The organism is Alteromonas algae (genome assembly GCF_049117195.1).
In the GTDB taxonomy this organism is placed as follows: Bacteria; Pseudomonadota; Gammaproteobacteria; order Enterobacterales; family Alteromonadaceae; genus Alteromonas.
This window is the reverse complement of sequence record NZ_CP185260.1, coordinates 3,866,477-3,887,228: the sequence shown is the minus strand read 5'-3', so window position 1 is coordinate 3,887,228 and position 20,752 is coordinate 3,866,477. Positions and strand designations below refer to the sequence as shown.

The 20,752-nt window shown below is 44.5% G+C and carries 14 protein-coding genes; 7 read left to right on the top strand and 7 right to left on the bottom strand.

Annotated elements, in window-relative coordinates:
* Positions 1-69 precede the first annotated feature (69 nt).
* The gene (locus ACOJRU_RS17240; RefSeq protein ID WP_421134795.1) at positions 70-1,233 is read left to right on the top strand and encodes a multidrug effflux MFS transporter; all 1,164 of its coding nucleotides are present in this window, start codon (positions 70-72) and stop codon (positions 1,231-1,233) included.
* Between the two features lie 104 nt (positions 1,234-1,337).
* Here ACOJRU_RS17240 and ilvC read toward each other — a convergent pair whose 3' ends face one another.
* Positions 1,338-2,816, bottom strand: a complete 1,479-nt coding sequence (gene ilvC, locus ACOJRU_RS17235) for a ketol-acid reductoisomerase (RefSeq protein ID WP_421132950.1) — start codon at positions 2,814-2,816, stop codon at positions 1,338-1,340.
* A gap of 154 nt (positions 2,817-2,970) precedes the next feature.
* Here ilvC and ilvY point away from each other — a divergent pair, with 154 nt between their 5' ends.
* Positions 2,971-3,837, top strand: coding sequence for an HTH-type transcriptional activator IlvY (gene ilvY, locus ACOJRU_RS17230; RefSeq protein ID WP_421132949.1), 867 nt, complete (start codon positions 2,971-2,973; stop codon positions 3,835-3,837).
* An 18-nt stretch (positions 3,838-3,855) separates the two neighbouring features.
* Here the strand turns inward: ilvY and ACOJRU_RS17225 are convergent, their stop codons facing one another.
* Both ACOJRU_RS17225 and ACOJRU_RS17220 read right to left on the bottom strand, forming a co-directional pair.
* Complete coding sequence (locus ACOJRU_RS17225; RefSeq protein WP_421132948.1) at positions 3,856-5,370, bottom strand: YifB family Mg chelatase-like AAA ATPase; 1,515 nt, start codon at positions 5,368-5,370, stop codon at positions 3,856-3,858.
* Between the two features lie 71 nt (positions 5,371-5,441).
* Positions 5,442-6,056 carry a trimeric intracellular cation channel family protein gene (locus ACOJRU_RS17220; protein ID WP_421132947.1) on the bottom strand — a complete coding sequence of 205 codons (615 nt, stop codon included), beginning with the start codon at positions 6,054-6,056 and terminating at the stop codon, positions 5,442-5,444.
* A gap of 416 nt (positions 6,057-6,472) precedes the next feature.
* On the opposite strand from ACOJRU_RS17220, the gene ilvD reads away from it, so the two are divergent.
* Positions 6,473-8,323, top strand: a complete 1,851-nt coding sequence (ilvD, locus tag ACOJRU_RS17215; protein WP_421132946.1) for a dihydroxy-acid dehydratase — start codon at positions 6,473-6,475, stop codon at positions 8,321-8,323.
* The gene (gene ilvA / locus ACOJRU_RS17210; RefSeq protein WP_421132945.1) at positions 8,320-9,858 is read left to right on the top strand and encodes a threonine ammonia-lyase, biosynthetic; all 1,539 of its coding nucleotides are present in this window, start codon (positions 8,320-8,322) and stop codon (positions 9,856-9,858) included. The genes ilvD and ilvA overlap by 4 nt, the downstream gene beginning before the upstream one ends.
* Before the next feature lie 132 nt (positions 9,859-9,990).
* On the opposite strand, the gene plsB is transcribed toward ilvA, so the two are convergent.
* Both plsB and ACOJRU_RS17200 read right to left on the bottom strand, forming a co-directional pair.
* Entirely contained in the window at positions 9,991-12,444 is a 2,454-nt protein-coding gene (plsB, locus tag ACOJRU_RS17205; RefSeq protein WP_421132944.1) for a glycerol-3-phosphate 1-O-acyltransferase PlsB, read from the bottom strand.
* Between the two features lie 137 nt (positions 12,445-12,581).
* Positions 12,582-13,049, bottom strand: a complete 468-nt coding sequence (locus ACOJRU_RS17200; protein WP_421132943.1) for a GNAT family N-acetyltransferase — start codon at positions 13,047-13,049, stop codon at positions 12,582-12,584.
* A gap of 200 nt (positions 13,050-13,249) precedes the next feature.
* Between ACOJRU_RS17200 and ACOJRU_RS17195 the strand changes: the two genes are divergently transcribed.
* Together ACOJRU_RS17195 and ACOJRU_RS17190 are read left to right on the top strand one after the other, a co-directional pair.
* Entirely contained in the window at positions 13,250-15,550 is a 2,301-nt protein-coding gene (locus tag ACOJRU_RS17195; protein ID WP_421132942.1) for a diguanylate cyclase, read from the top strand.
* A 162-nt stretch (positions 15,551-15,712) separates the two neighbouring features.
* Positions 15,713-17,827, top strand: a complete 2,115-nt coding sequence (locus ACOJRU_RS17190; protein WP_421132941.1) for a TonB-dependent receptor — start codon at positions 15,713-15,715, stop codon at positions 17,825-17,827.
* Between the two features lie 562 nt (positions 17,828-18,389).
* On the opposite strand, the gene ACOJRU_RS17185 is transcribed toward ACOJRU_RS17190, so the two are convergent.
* Together ACOJRU_RS17185 and ACOJRU_RS17180 are read right to left on the bottom strand one after the other, a co-directional pair.
* A complete protein-coding gene (locus ACOJRU_RS17185) occupies positions 18,390-18,602 on the bottom strand; it encodes a helix-turn-helix domain-containing protein (protein ID WP_421132940.1) in 213 nt (70 codons plus the stop codon).
* Complete coding sequence (locus ACOJRU_RS17180) at positions 18,603-19,109, bottom strand: hypothetical protein (protein WP_421132939.1); 507 nt, start codon at positions 19,107-19,109, stop codon at positions 18,603-18,605.
* Between the two features lie 160 nt (positions 19,110-19,269).
* Here ACOJRU_RS17180 and ACOJRU_RS17175 point away from each other — a divergent pair, with 160 nt between their 5' ends.
* Positions 19,270-20,583 carry an aspartyl protease family protein gene (locus ACOJRU_RS17175; protein WP_421132938.1) on the top strand — a complete coding sequence of 438 codons (1,314 nt, stop codon included), beginning with the start codon at positions 19,270-19,272 and terminating at the stop codon, positions 20,581-20,583.
* Positions 20,584-20,752 lie beyond the last annotated feature (169 nt).

The following is a 20,752-nucleotide window of genomic DNA, read 5'->3' as shown; positions in this document are numbered from 1 at the left end:
AAGAAATTGTCGCCGAATTCGCAGACTTCACAGAAAGCCCCGTTAGGGATTGTTGAATTTGTTGCCCTTATGGCAACCATGACATCGCTAGTGGCATTAAGTATTGACGCTATGCTTCCAGCACTTCTTCAAATCGGAGAAGCCTTGAACGTTGAAGAGGCCCATCATACTCATCTCATCGTCACGCTTTTCTTTGTAGGAATGGCTTTCGGACAAATGTTCTTTGGGCCGTTTGCAGACAGTCGGGGTAGACGACTCACAATCTTGGTTGGGTTGTGTATATTCGCCATTGGTACCTTTGTCTGCATGAGCGCAACCAACCTAGAAACAATGCTTGTCGGCCGGGTAATTCAAGCGTTTGGGGTATCAGGCCCTCGTATTGCGGCACTAGCCATTATTAGAGACCTGCATGTTGGTGATGGAATGGCGAAAGTCATGTCTTTCATTATGATGGTATTTATTTTAGTCCCCATGCTCGCGCCCGTTATTGGGCAAACCGTTATGGATTTAGCCTCTTGGTATCATATTTTCACCCTGTTTTTAGTGGTTGCGGTATTGTCGGGTATTTGGTTTTTTACACGGCAAGGCGAAACGCTGCCAAGAGAAAGAAGGCGTCCTTTCTCATTCAAACAGTTCTATATCTCATCAAAGTTCATCCTTACTCACCCTGCGGTCATGGGATACACTGTTTCGATGGGCTTTATTTTTGGCTCTTTCTTAGCATACCTAAGCGCAAGCCAGACTATCTTCCAAGTGTTTTATAACGTTGGTGATATGTTCCCTTACTACTTTGCTATTTTGGCTTTTTCTATCGGCCTTGCCTCTTATTTTAACGGCAAAATGGTGATGAAGTTTGGCATGCGTAGGTTGTGTCGATTTGCACTTAAAGGCGTCAATGTTTTTGCAATCGTATACTTGATTTTACTTACCTCATACAACGGATTACCGCCTTTGTGGATGACAGTAACGACCATGTTTATTGGTTTTTTCTTTGTCGGTATTTTGTTTGGTAATTTAAATGCCATGGCAATGCAGCCATTAGGTGAAATGGCGGGGTTAGGCGCGGCGATTATCGGTTCGCTATCAAGCCTTTTTTCTGTACCAATAGCATTGTTTATCGACAGCTTCTTGAACGGTAATTTGTACCCTATTGGTATCGGTTTCTTTGTGTTTTTTGCGCTCGCGTATGTGGCAGTTCGTTATGCAGAACGTGTAAGGGAATGCGGCGAGTAAATCGTTGGGCTGTTATCGCTGACAATAAACAGCAGGCATAAAAAAGCCCGACCAAAATGGTCGGGCAAGAGGGCTTAGTAAAGCACCTAACGACAGAAACTGTCCTAACCGATGATGGCTTTCATGTCAGTCATGTAGCCACGCAGGGTTTTACCTACTTGCTCAACACCATGTGAGCGAATTGCTTCGTTAACATCAACTAAGCGCTTGTTTTCAACTTGGTTCGATGATGAAGACAATCCTTTACCGATTACTGAGGTATCGATAGTAGGCATAAATTTCTCACGCAGAAGTGGAATGGCCGCATTGGCAAACAAATAGTTTCCATATTCTGCTGTGTCTGAAATTACCACGTTCATTTCATATAGACGCTTACGAGCGATAGTATTAGAAATAAGCGGTGTTTCATGCAGTGATTCATAGTATGCAGACTCAGGTAAAATGCCTGCTTCAACCATTACGTCGAAGGCTACTTCTACACCACACTTGATCATGGCTACCAATAAGATGCCGTGGTCAAAGAATTCTTGCTCGCTGATTTCACCTTCATAGACTGGCGCATTTTCAAACGCGGTTTCACCGGTTTCTTCACGCCATTTAAGTAGGTTAGCGTCGCCATTTGCCCAATCTTCCATCATCGTGCGAGAAAATTCGCCGCTAATGATGTCGTCTTGGTGTTTTTCAAACAAAGGGCGAAGCATGTCTGTTAACTGCTCGGATAGCGCAAATGCTTTCAGCTTAGCCGGGTTCGATAAGCGGTCCATCATGTTGGTCACGCCACCAATCTTTAAGGCTTCAGTGATGGCTTCTAATCCGTACTGAATCAATGCACCTGCGTAACCTGCGTCAAGGCCGTCAGCTGTCATTTTTTCAAAGGCAAGCACTGCTGCAACTTGTTGCATGCCGCAAAGAATAGTTTGCTCGCCCATTAAGTCAGACTTAACTTCGGCAACAAATGACGATTCAAGAACGCCTGCTCTGTCACCACCAGTTGCACTTGCTAATGCTTTTGCAATGTCCCAGCCTTTATTTTCTGGGTCATTTTCAGGATGCACTGCGATAAGGGTTGGAACCCCAAAGCCGCGCTTATATTCTTCACGTACTTCAGTTCCAGGGCATTTCGGTGCGCACATTACGACGGTAATATCGCCGCGAATTTGCTGACCTTCTTCAACGATATTAAAACCGTGAGAATACCCTAGTGTTGCGCCTTTTTTCATCAAAGGCATAACTGCTTCAACAACGCTTGCGTGCTGCTTATCTGGCGTAAGGTTATAAACCAAGTCAGCGTCGGGAATAAGTTCCTGATACGTACCAACAGTAAACCCGTTGCCGTTTGCACGTTTGTAAGAGTCTCGTTGCTCATCAATAGCAGCTTGACGCAGTGCGTAAGAAACGTCGAGGCCAGAGTCACGCATGTTTAAGCCTTGGTTGAGGCCTTGTGCGCCACAACCTACGATAACCACTTTTTTGCCTTTTAACGCCTGACATCCGTCAGCAAATTCTTCGCGAGCCATGAAACGACAGCGGCCAAGCTGATCTAACTGCTGGCGAAGAGATAAAGTATTGAAATAATTAGCCATAATAATTCCGAACAACATTCATTTTAGTCATTATCAGCTACCTACTGGGTGCTGAAGACCTCGTCTATGACGACTTGGTATGGAGAGTAAGGGATTTCTTTTGTTTTGGAAAATGATATATTTGCAAGATAATATTGCAAAAGGTGAAACGTTGATGGATTTTCGCAGTTTACAGTTGTTCACGCACTTAGCGACGAGCTTGCATTTTGGTGATACCGCGCAGGCTATGTATGTTTCACCCTCTACGCTTAGTCGCGTAATTCAAAGGCTTGAAGATGACTTGGGGTGTACATTGTTCAAGCGAGATAATAGAAAGGTTGCGCTAACGCACAGTGGTCATAAGTTATTGTCATTTTCGTCACAGGCTTTAAAAGACTGGCAACAATTAAAAGTAGACTTACGTGAAGACAGTGAAGCGCTAAAAGGTGAAATAAGCGTTTTCTGCTCGGTGACGGCGAGTCAAAGCCATTTACCTGCAATGTTACGACAGTTTCGCCAACAACATCCTGGAGTGGATATACGCCTTATTACGGGCGACCCGGCATTGGCTATCGATAAAGTTAAAAAAGGCGAGTGTGACTTATCGATTGCTATCTATACGCCGGACTTGCCTACCGATTTACACTTTGCTCCGCTAGATGCGGTGCCGCTTGTTTTGATTGCGCCCAAAGACTGGCGATTAACTCAGTTAGACCAGATTGATTGGACAAAGCATCACGTCATTATGCCTGAAACGGGCCCTACCAGACGCACGGCCTATCACTGGTTTGCAGAGCAAGGTATTCGGCCTAACGTGTATGCATCTGTCGGCGGTAATGAAGCAATCGTTAGTATGGTGGCGCTCGAATGTGGTGTCGGGTTTGTTCCTAAAGTCGTGCTTGATCACTCTACGATGTCCAGTGCAGTCACGCAGATAAACGTTGCTGACATAGAACCTTACGCGCTGGGCTTATGCTGCTCTCAAGATAAGCAGCACGAGCCATTAATTAATGCTTTTTTAGGCTTAAAAACCGTGCTGTAAGGCGTTAACCAATACGGGTTATTGACTACTGAGTTGTTTAATCAGGTTATCAAGCGCGCGATAGCCGAGTGCTTCGGCGATATGATGCCGTTGCACGTTATTTTGTTGATCTAAATCGGCCAAGGTCCGAGCCACTTTCAACGTACGATGAAATACGCGCATCGATAAGTTGAGCTTTTTTGCGGCGGCTTTAAAGAACGCAAGATCGTTGTCATTGACCTGACAGTAAGTGGATAGCTCGCTGGCGCTCAATGACGCATTGGGTTTACCTTGCCGCAAAAGCTGACGCTCTCTTGATTGTGCAACGTGTTTAATAGCCTCGCGCATGGAATCTTGTTCGCCAGTAGGTACTGGTGGCAAGTCGTAGTCAGGTAAACGCGGCACCTCAACTTGTATATCAATTCTATCCAAAAATGGCCCTGAAAGGCGGTTCAAGTAGGTGAGTTGCTGGGACGGCGTTAGCCTGTTGTCGTCAATATCGCCCGTTGGGCTAGGGTTCATTGCGGCAATCAATTGAAAATTAGCGGGGTACGTAGCACTGCGGGAAGTACGCGAAATGTGAACATCGCCTGTTTCGAGTGGTTCACGCAATACGTCCAATGCTTTTCGCCCAAACTCTGGAAGCTCGTCTAAAAATAGCACGCCATGGTGTGCGAGTGATATTTCGCCAGGTGATGGGTTGCTGCCGCCCCCAGTGAGCGATGTTGGCGAACTTGTGTGGTGCGGAGAACGTAAATGACGACGCAAGAAATGTATGGCATCACGCTTTTCACCTTTAACTGAGTGAATGGCAGCAACTTCTAGCGCCTCTTGTTCGCTTAATGGTGGAAGGAGTGTCAAAAGCTTACTCGCTAGCAAGCTTTTGCCGGTGCCCGGTGGGCCGACCATTAAAATATTATGACTGCCGCTAGCCGCTATCATCAATGCACGCTTGGCCTGCTCTTGACCGATAATGTCGTCCCACTCCCCCAGCGTTTCTGTTTGATTGGCTGCAAGAAAGGGCTGCCCTTTTCTTAATGTCTTTGCTTTTGACAGGTGGGCGTAAACCGAGACTAAATCAAACGCAGGGTAGCGGGTGGCATGGGAAACGAGCGATGCCTCTACATCATTATCACCGGGGAAGATAACCGGAATATCTTCATTGGCCGCCGCCATTAATACGGGAATAAGCCCGGCGACAGACTTTATTTCTCCGTTAAGGCCTAACTCGCCGACGAAGGCGATGCCTAACAAACTGGTATCTGATAAATAGCCCGATGCGACTAAAATGCCCACGGCTATCGCTAAATCAAACCGCCCGCCATATTTTGGAATATCAGCAGGGGCCAAATTCACTGTTATACGTTTCGCAGGAAAGTCGAAACCGCTATTAATAAGGGCGCTGCGCACGCGCTCCCTCGCCTCTTTAACACTGGTTTCGGCCATTCCAACTAGCTGAAATGCGGGCAACCCATTGGCCAAATGCACTTCAACCGTTATTTCTGGTGCACTAATTCCCTGCCCTGCAAACGTTTTTACTATTGCCATACCCATAATGGAACACTCCTTTTCGTGTCACCATACGCAAGATAGGGAGTGGCTATAACTGAACAAGGGAATAGGTTTTAATGGTCTTTGTAAAATACCGGTAACTGCCAATGCCATCGCATTGCACCAAGCCTAAACAACACGGTAGTAACAAGTGCAGCGACACCGCACCATGTTGTTGCATAACCTAATTGCATACTAACGCCGTATGCAACGCCGCCGGCTACACAGGTCATCGCGTACAGTTCGCCGTTTAATACTAGAGGTATTTCACGGCATATCACATCGCGTAACAACCCTCCGAATACACCGGTAATCGTCCCCATTGCGACCGCCACGGCGATCCCCGTGTCGTTTGCCAGCGCTTTTTCAATGCCTACTACGTTAAAAAGAGCAAGACCAAAAGCATCGGCGATAAGTAAATAATGAAAGGGAAAGCGTGGACTCAGGCGAAGCCAAATAATGGGGATGAACGCTGCAATTAATGTCGTGTATAGATAATCGGTGTCGGCAATCCAAAACACGGGTACATCAAGCATCATGTCACGTAATGTGCCACCGCCAATAGCGGTTGCACTCGCCAATACAATAACGCCAAAACCATCCATGCGCTTTTGGTAAGCCATTAGTGTGCCTGAAATAGCACACACGGCAACCCCTGTTAAGTTTAACCAATGAAACCAATCGATCATCTATCGAATACTCGTTTTTGTTAGAATGTTAAAACGTAAATTAAGACGCAAATTACTTGATTCAAGCGCTACTTTCATGCTATTTCTTTGCGCATAATTGTTGTAGTTCGGCCAAGCTGCATCAATACAGGGTATTTAAAGCCATAAACCCTCCAGTAACAACCATTCAATAGCAAACCCATGAAAATGGGCCTACGCTTGTCATTTAGCATGAAATGCGATTGCATATAGTGCGACTTTCAATATCGACTAAACAACCGACTAACGCTGATACAGTCTCAGGACAAAGACGTAACCCTTTTTATTCGTTTAGCGTCTATTTGCCTGCAATACTGAGCGCTTACGCTGTGTAATGTATCATTCGTTTCGGTATTATTATTTTGCATTTATTTTTATACATTTAACGGGAAGGATTTATGCCCAAGTTACGTTCTGCAACCACTACGCAAGGTCGAAATATGGCAGGTGCTCGCGCGCTATGGCGAGCAACAGGAATGAAAGACTCTGATTTTGGGAAACCGATTGTTGCTATTGCGAACTCATTTACGCAGTTTGTGCCTGGGCATGTGCATCTTAAAGATATGGGGCAATTAGTGGCGCGCAGCGTTGAAGCAGCAGGCGGTGTGGCCAAAGAATTTAATACTATTGCGGTAGATGACGGCATTGCAATGGGCCATAGCGGTATGCTTTACAGCTTACCTTCTCGTGAAATTATTGCTGACGCCGTTGAATACATGGTAAATGCGCATTGCGCCGACGCCATTGTCTGTATTTCTAACTGCGACAAAATTACGCCGGGAATGTTAATGGCCTCAATGCGCCTCAATGTTCCCGTTGTTTTCGTTTCTGGCGGCCCGATGGAAGCGGGAAAAACAAAGTTATCTGATCAAATTATCAAGCTTGATTTAGTTGATGCCATGGTCGCGGCAGCAGACGATAAAGTCAGCGATGCGGATTCAGATGAAATAGAACGCTCGGCTTGTCCTACCTGCGGCTCGTGTTCGGGCATGTTCACTGCCAACTCGATGAATTGTCTTACTGAAGCATTAGGTTTATCGCTGCCTGGTAACGGTTCTATGTTGGCAACCCATGCTGATCGCGAAGGGTTATTTAAGCAAGCGGGTAGGCAAATTGTAGAGCTGTGTAAGCGCTATTACGGCGACGATGATGAAAGTGTACTGCCACGTAATATCGCCAACTTTAAAGCATTCGAAAATGCCATGTGCTTAGACATTGCCATGGGCGGGTCAACAAATACTATTTTGCATTTGCTTGCCGCTGCCATAGAGGGTGAAGTGCCCTTCACAATGGACGATATTGATCGCCTTTCTCGAAAAGTACCTCATTTATGTAAAGTGGCGCCGTCGACGCCTAAATACCACATGGAAGATGTTCATCGAGCCGGCGGCGTATTAGGTATTTTAAATGAGCTAAACAAAGCAGGCTTATTAAATACCGATGTTAATCACGTACTAGGCAAGCCAATCACAGAGGTTATCAGTGAATGGGACGTGACCAATCCGGAAAATGAAAAAGCGATAGAGTTTTATCGTGCTGGGCCTGCGGGTATTCGAACCACACAGGCCTTTAGCCAAAGCTGTCGCTGGGATGAAGCCGACACTGATCGTGAAAACGGGTGTATTCGGTCAGTTGAACATGCCTTTAGTCAAGAAGGTGGCCTGGCGGTGTTATACGGTAACGTGGCAGAGAATGGTTGTATTGTAAAAACCGCAGGCGTTGATGAATCTATCCTGACGTTCAATGGTAGCGCGCGAATCTACGAGAGCCAAGATGACGCCGTAGCCGGTATTCTTAACGACGAAGTGAAGGCTGGCGACGTGGTATTTATTCGTTATGAAGGCCCTCGCGGCGGACCGGGTATGCAAGAAATGTTGTATCCCACTTCGTATCTGAAATCAAAAGGCTTAGGGGCATCATGTGCGTTAGTAACCGATGGTCGATTTAGTGGTGGCACCAGTGGCCTATCTATCGGCCATTGTTCGCCAGAAGCTGCCAGTGGTGGCGGTATCGCATTGGTTGAACATGGCGATAAGATTGAAATTGATATTCCAAATCGTCGTATCAACATTGTTATTAGCGACGAGGTATTGGCTGAACGAAGAACTAAAATGGAAGCAAGTGATAAACCATGGCGCCCTAAAGATCGCGTGCGTGAAGTCTCAACATCGTTGAAAACGTTTGCAGCGTTGGCGACTAGCGCGGATAAAGGCGCGGTGCGAGATGTGACAAAATTGGAAAACTTATGACAGTAAGCGATCACGATTACTTAAAAAAAATCTTACTCGCCCCGGTCTATGATGTCGCGGTAATGAGCGAATTGTCTTATATGTCGTTGCTCTCAAACGAATTGGGGAACGAGATATTTTTAAAACGTGAAGATCAGCAGCCAGTTAAAAGCTTTAAACTTAGGGGCGCATACAACCGCATTGCTGCTTTAACTGAAGCCCAGCGTAACGCAGGCGTCATTGGCGCTTCGGCAGGGAATCATGCGCAGGGTTTAGCATACAGCGCAAAAATGAAGGGTATCCAAGCGACTATTGTAATGCCTGAAACGACACCCGACATCAAGGTAGATGCTGTTCGTCGCTTTGGCGGCGATCACGTGAATGTTGTATTGCATGGAACGAGTTTCGATCAGGCAAGCAGCCATGCAAAAGCATTGTGCAAAACGCATGGTTATACGTTTGTTCCCCCGTTTGACGACCCTGATGTGATTGCGGGGCAAGGGACGGTTGCCCGTGAGTTGCTTGAGCAAAACCCGAACCTCGATATCTTATTTGTTGCCGTAGGCGGCGGTGGATTAGCGGCTGGAATTTGTGTTTATTTAAAGCAGCTTAAGCCAAGTATTAAAATTGTTGCAGTAGAGTCGGAAGAGTCCGCCTGTTTTATAAAAGCGAAGGAAATGGGTGAGCCCACAGAGCTTGAAAGTGTCGGTATTTTTGCCGATGGCGTGGCCGTAAAGGTCATGGGCCAAGAAACCTTCAGGCTTTGCAATCGCTTAGTAGATGACACCATTACCGTCACCAATGATGAAATATGCGGGGCGATTAAAGATATCTTTGATGATACTCGCGTTATTGCCGAGCCTGCAGGTGCATTGTCGGTAGCGGCCATACGCAAATACGTGAAATTACACGGGCTTCAAGGTAAGTCACTCGGTGGTATTTTGTGTGGTGCCAATATTAACTTCCATACACTTCGTTATGTGTCTGAACGCTGTGAGTTAGGCGAGCAAAAAGAAGCGGTATTTGCGGTTAAAATTCCTGAGACTAAAGGGGCCTTCAAACAGTTCTGCGAGTGTGTTGGCGCTAAAGCAATTACCGAATTCAACTACCGATATGCCAGCGATGAAGAAGCGCACATTTTTGTGGGCGTTAAGCTTAAAGGCGGTCAACAAGAGTTTGCAGCATTAGAGTCAGACTTAGTCGAAAAAGGTTATGAGTGCTTTAACTTAACCGACAATGAGCTGGCTAAGCTTCATGTGCGTCACATGGTTGGCGGCAGACCCCCAGCTTTACCTAACGAGCAGGTATTTAGTTTTGAATTTCCTGAGCGTCCGGGTGCATTGCTTAATTTCTTAACGACGGTGGGTGAACAGTGGAATATTACGCTATTCCATTATCGCAATCATGGTGCTGCTGAAGGGTTAGTTATGGTGGGATTTGATATTGCACCTGATAGCAGAGAGGCTTTCAACGCACATGTGGCCAAGTTGGGCTACAAGGTAGAAGAAGTCAGCGATAACCCTGCGTACCAATTCTTTTTATCGCAGCCACGCTAGGTAAATCAGTTTTCGTTTTATGTCGCCCTTTGATAAGCATGGTTTAGCAAGGGGCGATATAAGGCGGCATACAAAAAAGGCCAATAATTTAATGTGAAATTACTGGCCTCTTTTTGTCGCTACAACGTGGTATTAATCGTTACGTTGTAGTGCTACATTTTCAAGGTGTTGCATCATTTCTGGCCAAATCAATGCCATAACATCTTCACGTAATCCTTCACATTCCTCAGAGTACTTTAGGCTTCCGTCGTCAGACGAATCTAACCAGTGGTTCTCTTTAAGGGCTGTAATAAAGCTAGAAAGCACATTTTTATCGTAAAATTCAGGCGAGCTTAACCCATAAAGGGCTGACAAGCGTTCGGCTACTTTTTTGCTTTCGCGTTCAAGTGCATTGCGGCTTATGACCTTCTCTTTATCCAGTATTGTGAGCACAACGGCATAGCGCTGAAGTGTTTCTTGCATACATCGGCTTAACAACCACGCCGAATGAAACTGCTTACAATGCGCATCAGGCGGAAGAAGTTCGTCGTCGTTACTTCGCAGTAAGCCTAACGACAAGAGGCCGTCGATGAGCGCATCGGTATGCGCCAGCGCTTGGTCTTGCGTTAAGTGCAAGAATAACTCTCTTTGTAACAGTGGGTACAGTGCTGCAATAAGCTGAAGTATTGATGATCGGCTAGTGCCTTTACGTGCAAAAACCGATGCCATGATGAGGCCGGGCAAAGCAAACAAGTGCAAAATATTGTTGCGATAGTAGGTTAAATATATCGCCGATTTTGGCACTGGGCTAATAAGCTTACCGTAGTCATCTTCTTTTATATCAAACTTGCCAAGTTTCATGGTGTCGTTGAATAATTCGTCGGCTGATGCATCTGGCATAGTGGCATCTTCACTGAAAGGCACCGCTTTAAATAACCCCATAAAGTCATGTATCGCTTGCTTAAGCTCTGTATCACTCATGGTTTGTGTTTTAGAAGACAGCAAACACAACGATGTTAATGCCATACCGTTTAACGCCGCCGCACGATTAATACGTGTCATGACGTTATTGGCTAATTCGTTGACAGTAGGCGTTAACCACGTCGGCTTTTTATCGGAGTCATCGTCACGGCAGTCGCGCCAATCAGGGACATGGCTTTCTAAAAATTGGTTTAGCTGGATAGGTTCGCCAAAGTTGACATAGCCATGACCGAAATTTTTAAGCTTTTTAATAGCAGAAAATACCTGAAGATTAGACTCTTTCTTTTTCTTCGAGCCTTTCAGTTCGTTCAAATAGCTTTTCACTTCCATGACGTTTTCATAACCAATGTAAACGGGCACGATACTTACCGGCCTATTTACCCCTTTTAACATGGCCTGAATCGTCATTGCTAGCATGCCGGTTTTCGGGGGAATAAGACGGCCCGTACGGCTTCGACCACCTTCAGGGTAATACTTAACCGAGTAGCCTTTGTTGAAAAGCAGCTCTAAATACTCTCTAAACACGGCTGTGTATAGCTTGTTGCCTGCGAAGCTACGCCTTAAAAAGAACGCGCCACCTCGGCGGAATACCTTTCCAACAGGCCAAAAGTTAAGGTTTATTCCCGCGGCAATGTGAGGCGTTACCATGCCCTCGTGGTAGATAACGTAGGTAAGCAACAGATAGTCCATGTGACTACGATGGCAAGGGACATAGATTATTTCGTGGCCGTTTGCCGCTAATTCTCGTATGCGCTCAGCATGCCCAACACTAATACCGTTATATATTTTGTTCCAAATACGCGTAAGCAGCCTTTCGCCAAAGCGAATAAGCCCTTCACGGTAGTCGGCAGCGATTTCGTCTATGTAGCTTTGTGCCCGTGATTTTGCTTCATCATGCGTAAGCTTTTTACCACGAGATGCTTCTGCAATAGCACGCCTTACCGCATCCGACCCTAATACGCTGTTATTTAACTCTTGGCGTTCTAATAGGGTTGGCCCCGTCATGGTCTGACGCTTGCGCTGAAAATGGGTACTGGCAACACGTACTAGCTTTTGTGCTATGTGCTGATCGCTACCGTGTTGATTCGACATGGTGCGCGCAGACACTGCTTTTGAGTAATTAATAAAATTATCGCGGCCTAAAAACAACACGATAAAAAGCTTTCTTAACCAACTCGGAGCGGCTTTATCTGCGATAAGATCGCTAAGCCCTGGTTTTCCTTTACCCGGCGCGCGTCCCCACGATACGAAAACGGGGACAACTTGAAGATCGAGATTTAAATGGTCTCTATGTAGATGAAAAAGGTCAGTGAATACGCTCTCTATGCCCGTATTATTCGCTTCACTTCGAAAAAGCGGCTGCGTTTTTCTAAGAAACAACGTGGCGGGGTATTCTCTTCCCGCGAGGGTCAATACGTTTGTTGGGCTAGGAAGTCCCAATGCCTCGGTTGACATCCTAAGCGCTAGCTGGTCGGTAACAGAGTTGGTTGGCAGCAAATAAATGATAGGCTTCGCTTTATCAATGCCTAGCTCTGACTCTACGTTGACCGGAATGCTGTGTGCTTTAACAAACAGCTTAACAGGATAATGAAATACCGATAAAAGGGCTTTTCGCATCCACGACATGAATTCTGTATTCCTATAAAATAAAGACTTATAAAGTGTACCATACGTTATGCGTATTCACGTAAAGCAGGGGTATACAGCGCTGTTTTAATAGCACAACGCGTGTAAACCGTTGCCGGTATGATATTTGTAAGTGACTACATCATATTGGGGTTATAACGCATCGCAACGTCACAGCGTTCGTACGACTTTCCGTATTTTTCCATGGTATCGCTACAATGAACGAACCCGTTTTTTTCATATAAATGAATAGCCGATTCGCAGGCTTTGTTCGTCAGTAAAAACAGGGTTTTATGCGCAATGCTTGGTGCCTGCTCTAGCACGTGCTTAAGCAGGCACTCGCCTATCTTTTCACCACGCGCTTGTGAGACAACGCCCATTTTGGTCAGTTCAAATACCCCGTCTTCTTTTCGCATCAGTGCGCAGGTACCTGCAACACCATAATTCGGGTGTTTTGCAAACCAGATATGTCCGCCTTTATTAATAATATGTGTTTTGGGCTGACTAATAACATCGTTATCAACGGGCTCAATGTAAAACATTGCATCTATCCATTCCCGATTAATGCTATCGAAATATGGCGCCAAGGCGTCGGAGTAATTCACAATATCAATCATAAAGAGCAAGAAGGCTAATTTAAACTGGTGCGATATTATAAATGATTTACCGTTAATGCCTATGGATAATGGGCCACCAATTTATATAAAGAAATATTAATAAACTCGATGTACTGGCTTTGCTAATTTACTAAAGGCTGACTATTTTTAGTTGTAGTGTCGTGGTAACAGAATAGAGAAGTTAACGGTTGAGTTTCGAAGCGCGCGTAAAAAATAAAGCACTTTCTTTGGGTATGGAAGAGACTGGGCTTGAGTTAGACAATTTAATGTCTGTTCTGGCAAAGGCATTCAATGTGCCGTCTGCGTTTTTTGGTATTGTTGGTGTGCATAGTGAAATAGTGCACGCTTCATATGGCACGTCCCTTGACGTAATTGACAGGAATATTGCGTTTTGCTCACACGTGGTCGACTCGGGCAGTAATCTTGTAGTGAGCGACACTCACACCGATCAACGCTTTGCTGATAACCCAATGGTTACAGGCGATCCGCATATTCGCTTTTATGCCGGCGCCCCCGTCGATGTTGAAGGCGCTAAAAAAGGAGTAGTCTGCCTTCTTGATAGCAAACCTAGAAACATCGAAAAAAAGAAACTCATTCTGCTTAATAACATCGCCGATTTAATTGGCAAGCACCTAGCATTAAAGAAAGAGCATGAGCTACTGAAAAGTGAACACGGATTGATTGAACACTCACCGTTAGTGCTGATGAGTTGGCAGTTCGGCTCATCGTTACAGCTTATGCATGTATCAAATAACGTGTCGCGAATATTAGGCGTAGAAGCACACGACTTACTAAGTGGTCATGTGCAGATTATCGATGTACTCGATAGTGCCAGCGAGGAAGACTTTACCTTTGCGATGCAGGCCCACATAGAGCGCGTGCAAACCCACACGTGTAGGCTTCGAATTAATGCCCCTACACGAACAATATGGGTAAGTATGATATCAACCGCAAATTTTGGTGAAGACGGCACGTTATCCACCGTTCAGGCCTTTTTCTTTGATACCAGTGACCAGAAATATATTGAAGATAAGTTAAACGATACTAATCAGCGAATGCGACTGCTTCTAGAGGCATCTGAACTTGGTACATGGGATTGGAATATTAAAGCGGATGTGAACCAGGTAAACAAAAGATGGTGTGAAATTGTTGGCGTTGATTACGAAGACTACGATACGAGCGCTCGGTTCTTTCGTCAGCGAATTCACCCTGCTGATATGGCATCTGTCGAAAAGAAGCTTAATGATCACTTGCTAGGGAAGACAACGTCATACAATGCCACGTTCAGGATGCGCCATGAAAATGGAACATGGGTGTGGGTGGAAAGCTATGGAAAGACAGTTGAAAGTGATTACAAAAATGAAGCCATACGCATCGCCGGTATTCATCGTGACATCACAGACAAAATGCTAAAAGAGCTAAAAGAAAAAAAGAAAACCCAGCTGCTTCAATTTATTAATAAAACCAGAGAGGCGTACCTTAATACCAATGACCTCACCCAAGCATGCCAAGCGGTGCTTGCCGAGCTACTTGATTTGGCTGATAGTCAATTCGCTTTTATTGGGCAAATGATTGATAAAGACACCGAGCCGAAACTTTATATTCATGCGATATCAGACATTGTATGGGACAGCACAAGCCAGACTCAGTATCGGGAATATAAAAACCGAAACCTGTATTTTACAAGTTTTGATAATTTATTTGGAAAAGTGGTTACATCAGGCGACGTGGTAATAAGCAACAGCACGGGTACTCACCCGTCGTCGAAAGGCACGCCAAAAGGGCACCCCCGTATTACGCGCTTCCTAGGGATGCCTATTAAACTTCAAACGGAAGTGGTGGGCATGATTGGTCTTGCCAATAAATTTGATGCGTATACTTATGAAGATGCGGACTTTTTCCAACCCTTACTAGATGCCCTATCCGGGTTGTTTTATGCCGTTTCACTTGAGCAGGCTCGTGCAGAAGCGGAAGAGAAACTTCGAAAGTTAGCCATGACCGACTCATTGACTGGGCTGGCTAATCGACGCGCATTTTTAGACAGGTGTGAATTACTCGCCTTAGAGGAAAAGCACTGTGTCGTGGCTATTATTGATATCGATTTTTTCAAAAAAGTGAACGACACATATGGCCATGATGCGGGCGATGAAGCACTTTTAAGTGTTGCTACCACATTAAAAAAACATGGCGATAATCGCGATATGATGGCACGCCTTGGCGGTGAAGAATTTGCTTTTGTTGCTGTTGATAAGAGTGAAGAAGAGGTAGCACTCATCCTTGAAACATTGCGTAAAGATGTAGAAAATACGCCGATAAATTACAAAGACGACGTTATTTCTCTCACTATCAGTATTGGACGTACGCCTCTATTAGGCACATTCAACGCTGATTTTGGAGACTTACTGAGCCAAGCCGATAAGGCGCTCTATGAGTCAAAGGCGTCGGGTCGAAACTGTGTAACCCAATGCGCTGCGCCCTCTAAAAAATAGCTTTACCTCGCGTAGGCAGAAGCCTGCGCGAGTCCCCCCCGTCCTCATAAAACTTATTTAATATTTTAAAAATCCCTTTAAATTTTATTCAAGATCTATATGATGCGCTTACAAACGAGAATATTTCTCATTATCAATGTCATTTACTTTGAGGGACGAGCGTTGAAATTGAATAAAGTTATGTTGTCTATCGCAGCGGCGTTGGCAGTATGTAGCGCCAATGCAATGGCACAAGTAGGCAATGAAGAAGCCGAATCATCTGTAGAACGCATCACCGTTCGTGGTGCTTTTTTTGGGCAACAAGTTGCTAATGCTGTAAAGACGCCCACGTTATTGGTCAATGTGCCTCAGTCTGTTTCTGTCGTCAGCGCCGAACAAATTGCTGAACAAGCTTTATTTAGTGTTGCAGACGTTATGCAATACACGCCAGGTGTAAGCATTGGGCAAGGTGAAGATCACCGTGACCAAATTACTATTCGTGGACAAAATACGACGGCTGACTTTTTCGTTGATGGGCTTCGTGATGACGTTCAGTACTTCCGCCCGCTCTATAACCTTGAACGCGTAGAAATACTTCGTGGTGCTAATGCATTGTTATTCGGTCGCGGTGGCGGCGGCGGTGTTGTTAACCGCGTAACGAAGGTAGCAGAAACCTCAAATGACTTTACGCGTTTGTCGGCAGCGATAGACACGTTCTCAGCGGGTTCTATTAGCATTGACACAAATACCGTGATTGATGAAGACAATGCATTTCGTTTAAATGGCGTATTCGACACCATTGATAACCATCGCGATTTCAGAGATGGCGAACGCTTCGCCGTTAACCCAACTTATACATGGATGGTTAGCGACGATACAACCGTTATCGCATCCTATGAATATGTTAACGACGACCGCATTGTTGACCGTGGTGTACCTTCACTCAATAACAAGCCGCTAACAGGTTTTGAGGATACGTACTTTGGTGATCCAGACTTCAACAATACAACTCTTGAAGCACACATCGCGCGTTTAAAAGTAGACCATTCTCTTGCACAAGATTGGAATATTAACGGAACGGTTCAATTTGCGGACTACGATAAAGCCTACCAAAACCTTTACCCTGTTGGTTTTGATGCGACGGCGACAACGGTTACGTTAGATGGTTATAAAGATACCACCGCCCGTCAAAATGCATTGATGCAGCTTAATCTGGTGGGGCAGTTTACTACTGGCAATATCGAACATACGTTACTGACGGGTTTTGAGTACGGTAATCAAGATACTGACAATGCGCGCCAAGATACCTTTTTTGCTGACACGCAAGATGACCAAATGACATTCGCGTTTTCCGATCCGTTGGTAATCCCTGCGTTTACTTTGACAGACCCGGTTCGCGATCGTGCATCAGACGTTACCTTTGCATCGGCTTTTGTTCAAGATGAAATCAAATTAAATGACAACTGGATTGTGGTAGCTGGCCTTCGCTACGATAACTTTGATATTGACGTGGTAGATGCGATTGAAATTGCAGACGGTATTGAAGATAACAATAATGGTTTTCTTTCAAGCTCTGACTCTCAAGTGTCACCACGAGCGGGCTTAATTTATAAGCCATCTGAGTCGGTGTCGTTTTATGCCAGCTACAGTAAGTCGTTTTTGCCGCGTTCTGGCGACCAGTTCTTAAGCCTATCACTATCTAGTCAAGCGCTTGATGCTGAAGAGTTTGAAAACAAAGAAGTCGGCGTTAAGTGGAACGTGAATGACAGCTTAAGTGTGACCGCGGCTGCATTTGAAGTTGAACGTGAAAACGGTACGGCACAAGACCCAAATAACCCAGAAGCCTCAATTCTTACGGGCACAGAAACAACGGGTTTTGAAGTTCAGGTTGTAGGCATGCTCACTGAAGCATGGTCAATCAATGCCGGCTACAGCAATTTAGACGGCGAAGAAATGGGGCGCGTAGTGGACGGTGCCGTAGCCAATCGTGATTTGGCACAGTTACCTGAGCACATGCTAACAGTATGGAATCAATATACGATTAACGATGCATGGGAAGTGGCGTTGGGCGTGATTCATCAGTCTGAACAGTATGCAACGCTAAGCAACACGACTGAACTACCTGATTTTACTCGTGTAGACGCTGCGGTTTATTACACTTATAGCGACGACTTGCGCATTCAATTAAATGTAGAAAACCTGTTTGACGAAGAATACTTTCCTTCGGCGCACAACGATAATAACATCTCAACAGGCGAGCCGCTAAATGCACGTGTTAGCGTGCAATACCAGTTCTAGTCTGCGATGAGTTTGTGAAGCTATGCTTCATTCTTGAAAAAGGCGGCTTTCGAGCCGCCTTTTTCGTAGGTTGTGCATAATCTGTGGGTTCCAGTTTAATACGAAAAAATTCCAGCAATATTAAATTCAACTAAAACCAACTATTTTTATCACTACTTATTTATATAGGTTCTTATCAAGGTATTTATTAAGAGTAAGCAAGCTTTCAACAAGCTCTGAGGTTTTATTACTAACCATATACGAATTCTAGCAGTGTGATTTGTCGCCTTAGCCCAATGATGTCTGAGCTTTTACTCAGTGCCATTATCCGTCGTTGAGTTTGATTGATTTGCATGGCAGCTGTGTACGTAAAGCGGACCTTGATGCTACGATAAGCCTGACGCTGTTTTGAGAAAGAGTTCTGAGTTGAAATTTTGGTCGCGAATGCGAACTTCAGCGACAAAGCGGCCGTTCGACAGTCTCATTTATTGTTCCTTCGGTACCTAGAATTCAGTATCCATATTCTTATTCGGTCCCCTCGACCTAGAACAGGGGCACTTATTAATGATCAGCAAAAAAAGGTTTATTCCATATCCGATTCGAAAACCAAAATATCGCCGGGTTGACACGCCAAATGATGGCAGATGGCTTCTAAAGTCCCAAAACGTACACCTTTTACTTTACCACTTTTAAGTAGTGATAAATTTGCTTCGGTAATACCAATTTTCTGCGCCAATTCCTTAGAGCGTATTTTTCGCTTAGCCATCATTACATCTAAATTTACTAATATTGGCATTTATATTATCTCGTTGTTTTCTAGAGCTATCTCTCTTGCAGCACTGAAAAATTGGACAATTGCGGGCAGGCAAAATACAACTATCAAGGTTAGAGGTCTAATGTTGATTTCTATATCTTCATCACTTCCCAGTAAATACAAGCCAAAGGGACTTAGTAACATATTGTAAAGCACACCAAAAAACGTCAGCCATGCTAACCACTTCAGGCAGCTCACACTTGAATCAGAATAAAAAGTGCCAAGACTGAATTGTTGCAATAGGCGTTGCAAAAAATATGCTCCCAATAGGAGTGTTAGGGCAGCAGGCGCTACTAGCAGAAGCAATATGCTAGTTTTATCGTGGTGAATTTGCCAAAGCTGATTAAATTGATCATCACCAAATGATACCCACGACCGACCTTCCGTTACAAAGCCAAATATCGCGATAAAAATTACCGCGCCAAATATTGCGAACACCATGATGCGGGCTATTTTTCCCGTTCGTTTCAACTTATCTAATGAACTCATGTTTATGCCGGTAACTTTTTCGATCAGTGTAAGCCAAAATCTCAGACCTTACAAAGAAATTCCTTTCTTACGGAAATAAATTATTACAAATAAGAAATTAATTATTGCAAAACAATAATTAATTGTTGTTAAAGTAATAGGGAATGAATGAGGATAACCAATGTCAATACGTAAAAAAATGCTAATTCCAAGATTTATAAAAAACAAATCGCTTAAAGAAAGTGTGAGGGCTATTCTGAAACTCACCTTACTATTAACAATATTAAGCGCGATGTCTGGTTGTCGAATATGGGATTTGGCTAACTTTCAGTGGCAAAATGCTAAAGCGAATGTTTCTTGGGGCAAAGGGCAAAGCGATACAGTAGTGCCATTCACCATACTGAATAATCATATTATTGTCTCTACGACTGTGAATGGGGTCAATGGTTTTCGCTTTGTTCTAGATTCTGGCGCTGCGGCGACTGTGGTCACTGAAACAGCAGCTACCCAGTTACTTAATTTTCCTCAAAACAAGCCAATTGCGATATCTGGTTCTGGGAGTGGTGACGATCCTATTGCTTACATAGTTGATAATACCCAGATAGGTGTTGGTGATTTTTCAATTTCAAAGCTATCTGTTATTTACGCACCCACATCAGCTATGCCATTTGACAGTATCGCAGAAACATATTTTGACGGCGTATTAGGCGCAGATTTTTTTAATTGCTGCTTAATCGAAATAAACTACGATAAGAAGACGCTTCAAATATCATTGCCTACGCAAACAAACCGTCAAGGGTATGCATCGCAATCATGGCAAGTGTTAGATATTGAAGTAGAAGACAATACCCCCTATCTATCAACCCAAATACGAAACGGTGAAACAGATAAAACTGTGAAAGTGATGCTTGATACTGGCTCTACAGGCACGTTGAGCTTGTTTGCGAACAAGCAAGCTTTTGCTATACCAAATAACGCTTACACTGCAAGAACGACTGGAATTAGTGGCGATACAATGAACAAAGTAGGCTTACTGAGGTCATTGGTTATTGGTAAACAACACTTTAGCTCCTTGCCCACATACTTTCGTGTAACAGGGAGCAATTCTCAAAGCGGCAGTCATGGTGTATTGGGCAATCAAATTATGCAACGATTTAATATGACGTTTGATTTCTCTGAAGAAAAAGTCTGGATCCAAGCCAACCATAAAACGAGCGTCCCGATTTTGTTAGATCGCTCCGGTTTACGATTACTACCGCATAACGAAGGAGCAATAGTCAAAGATATAGCCGTTGGGACAGGCGCAGATGCATTGAATATCTCGATGGACAGCATTCTTAAAAGCATTGATGGGATTGATATTAATAGGGACAACTTTGACCGAGCTCTGTCAGTGCTAAGTGACCCCGAGGTTAGTTCTGTCCACATCTGCTGGATTGCCAAAGAAAACCAAACCTGTGGGAAATTAGCTCTTTATTCAAGAATAAAAATGTAACTATTAGCGAAGCGCTTTATTCAAGTATTCAAAACCGAATATCAGCTTCCTGCACACAGTTCGCATTTAAACCCTGAGCGCATGCAACACCCTTATGGCACAACTGGGAAGTTAAAACCCTAAACTCTGAAGATCTACTGTTTGTCTCAAGATGCCCCTATTGCTGTGG

Excerpts from the sequence above, each read along its gene's own strand:
- ACOJRU_RS17240 (WP_421134795.1), top strand. The coding sequence starts at position 70 with ATGGCAACCATGACATCGCTAGTGGCATTAAGTATTGACGCTATGCTT.
- ilvC (WP_421132950.1), bottom strand. The coding sequence starts at position 2,816 with ATGGCTAATTATTTCAATACTTTATCTCTTCGCCAGCAGTTAGATCAG.
- ilvY (WP_421132949.1), top strand. The coding sequence starts at position 2,971 with ATGGATTTTCGCAGTTTACAGTTGTTCACGCACTTAGCGACGAGCTTG.
- ACOJRU_RS17225 (WP_421132948.1), bottom strand. The coding sequence starts at position 5,370 with ATGGGTATGGCAATAGTAAAAACGTTTGCAGGGCAGGGAATTAGTGCA.
- ACOJRU_RS17220 (WP_421132947.1), bottom strand. The coding sequence starts at position 6,056 with ATGATCGATTGGTTTCATTGGTTAAACTTAACAGGGGTTGCCGTGTGT.
- ilvD (WP_421132946.1), top strand. The coding sequence starts at position 6,473 with ATGCCCAAGTTACGTTCTGCAACCACTACGCAAGGTCGAAATATGGCA.
- ilvA (WP_421132945.1), top strand. The coding sequence starts at position 8,320 with ATGACAGTAAGCGATCACGATTACTTAAAAAAAATCTTACTCGCCCCG.
- plsB (WP_421132944.1), bottom strand. The coding sequence starts at position 12,444 with ATGTCGTGGATGCGAAAAGCCCTTTTATCGGTATTTCATTATCCTGTT.
- ACOJRU_RS17185 (WP_421132940.1), bottom strand. The coding sequence starts at position 18,602 with ATGCCAATATTAGTAAATTTAGATGTAATGATGGCTAAGCGAAAAATA.
- ACOJRU_RS17180 (WP_421132939.1), bottom strand. The coding sequence starts at position 19,109 with ATGAGTTCATTAGATAAGTTGAAACGAACGGGAAAAATAGCCCGCATC.
- ACOJRU_RS17175 (WP_421132938.1), top strand. The coding sequence starts at position 19,270 with ATGTCAATACGTAAAAAAATGCTAATTCCAAGATTTATAAAAAACAAA.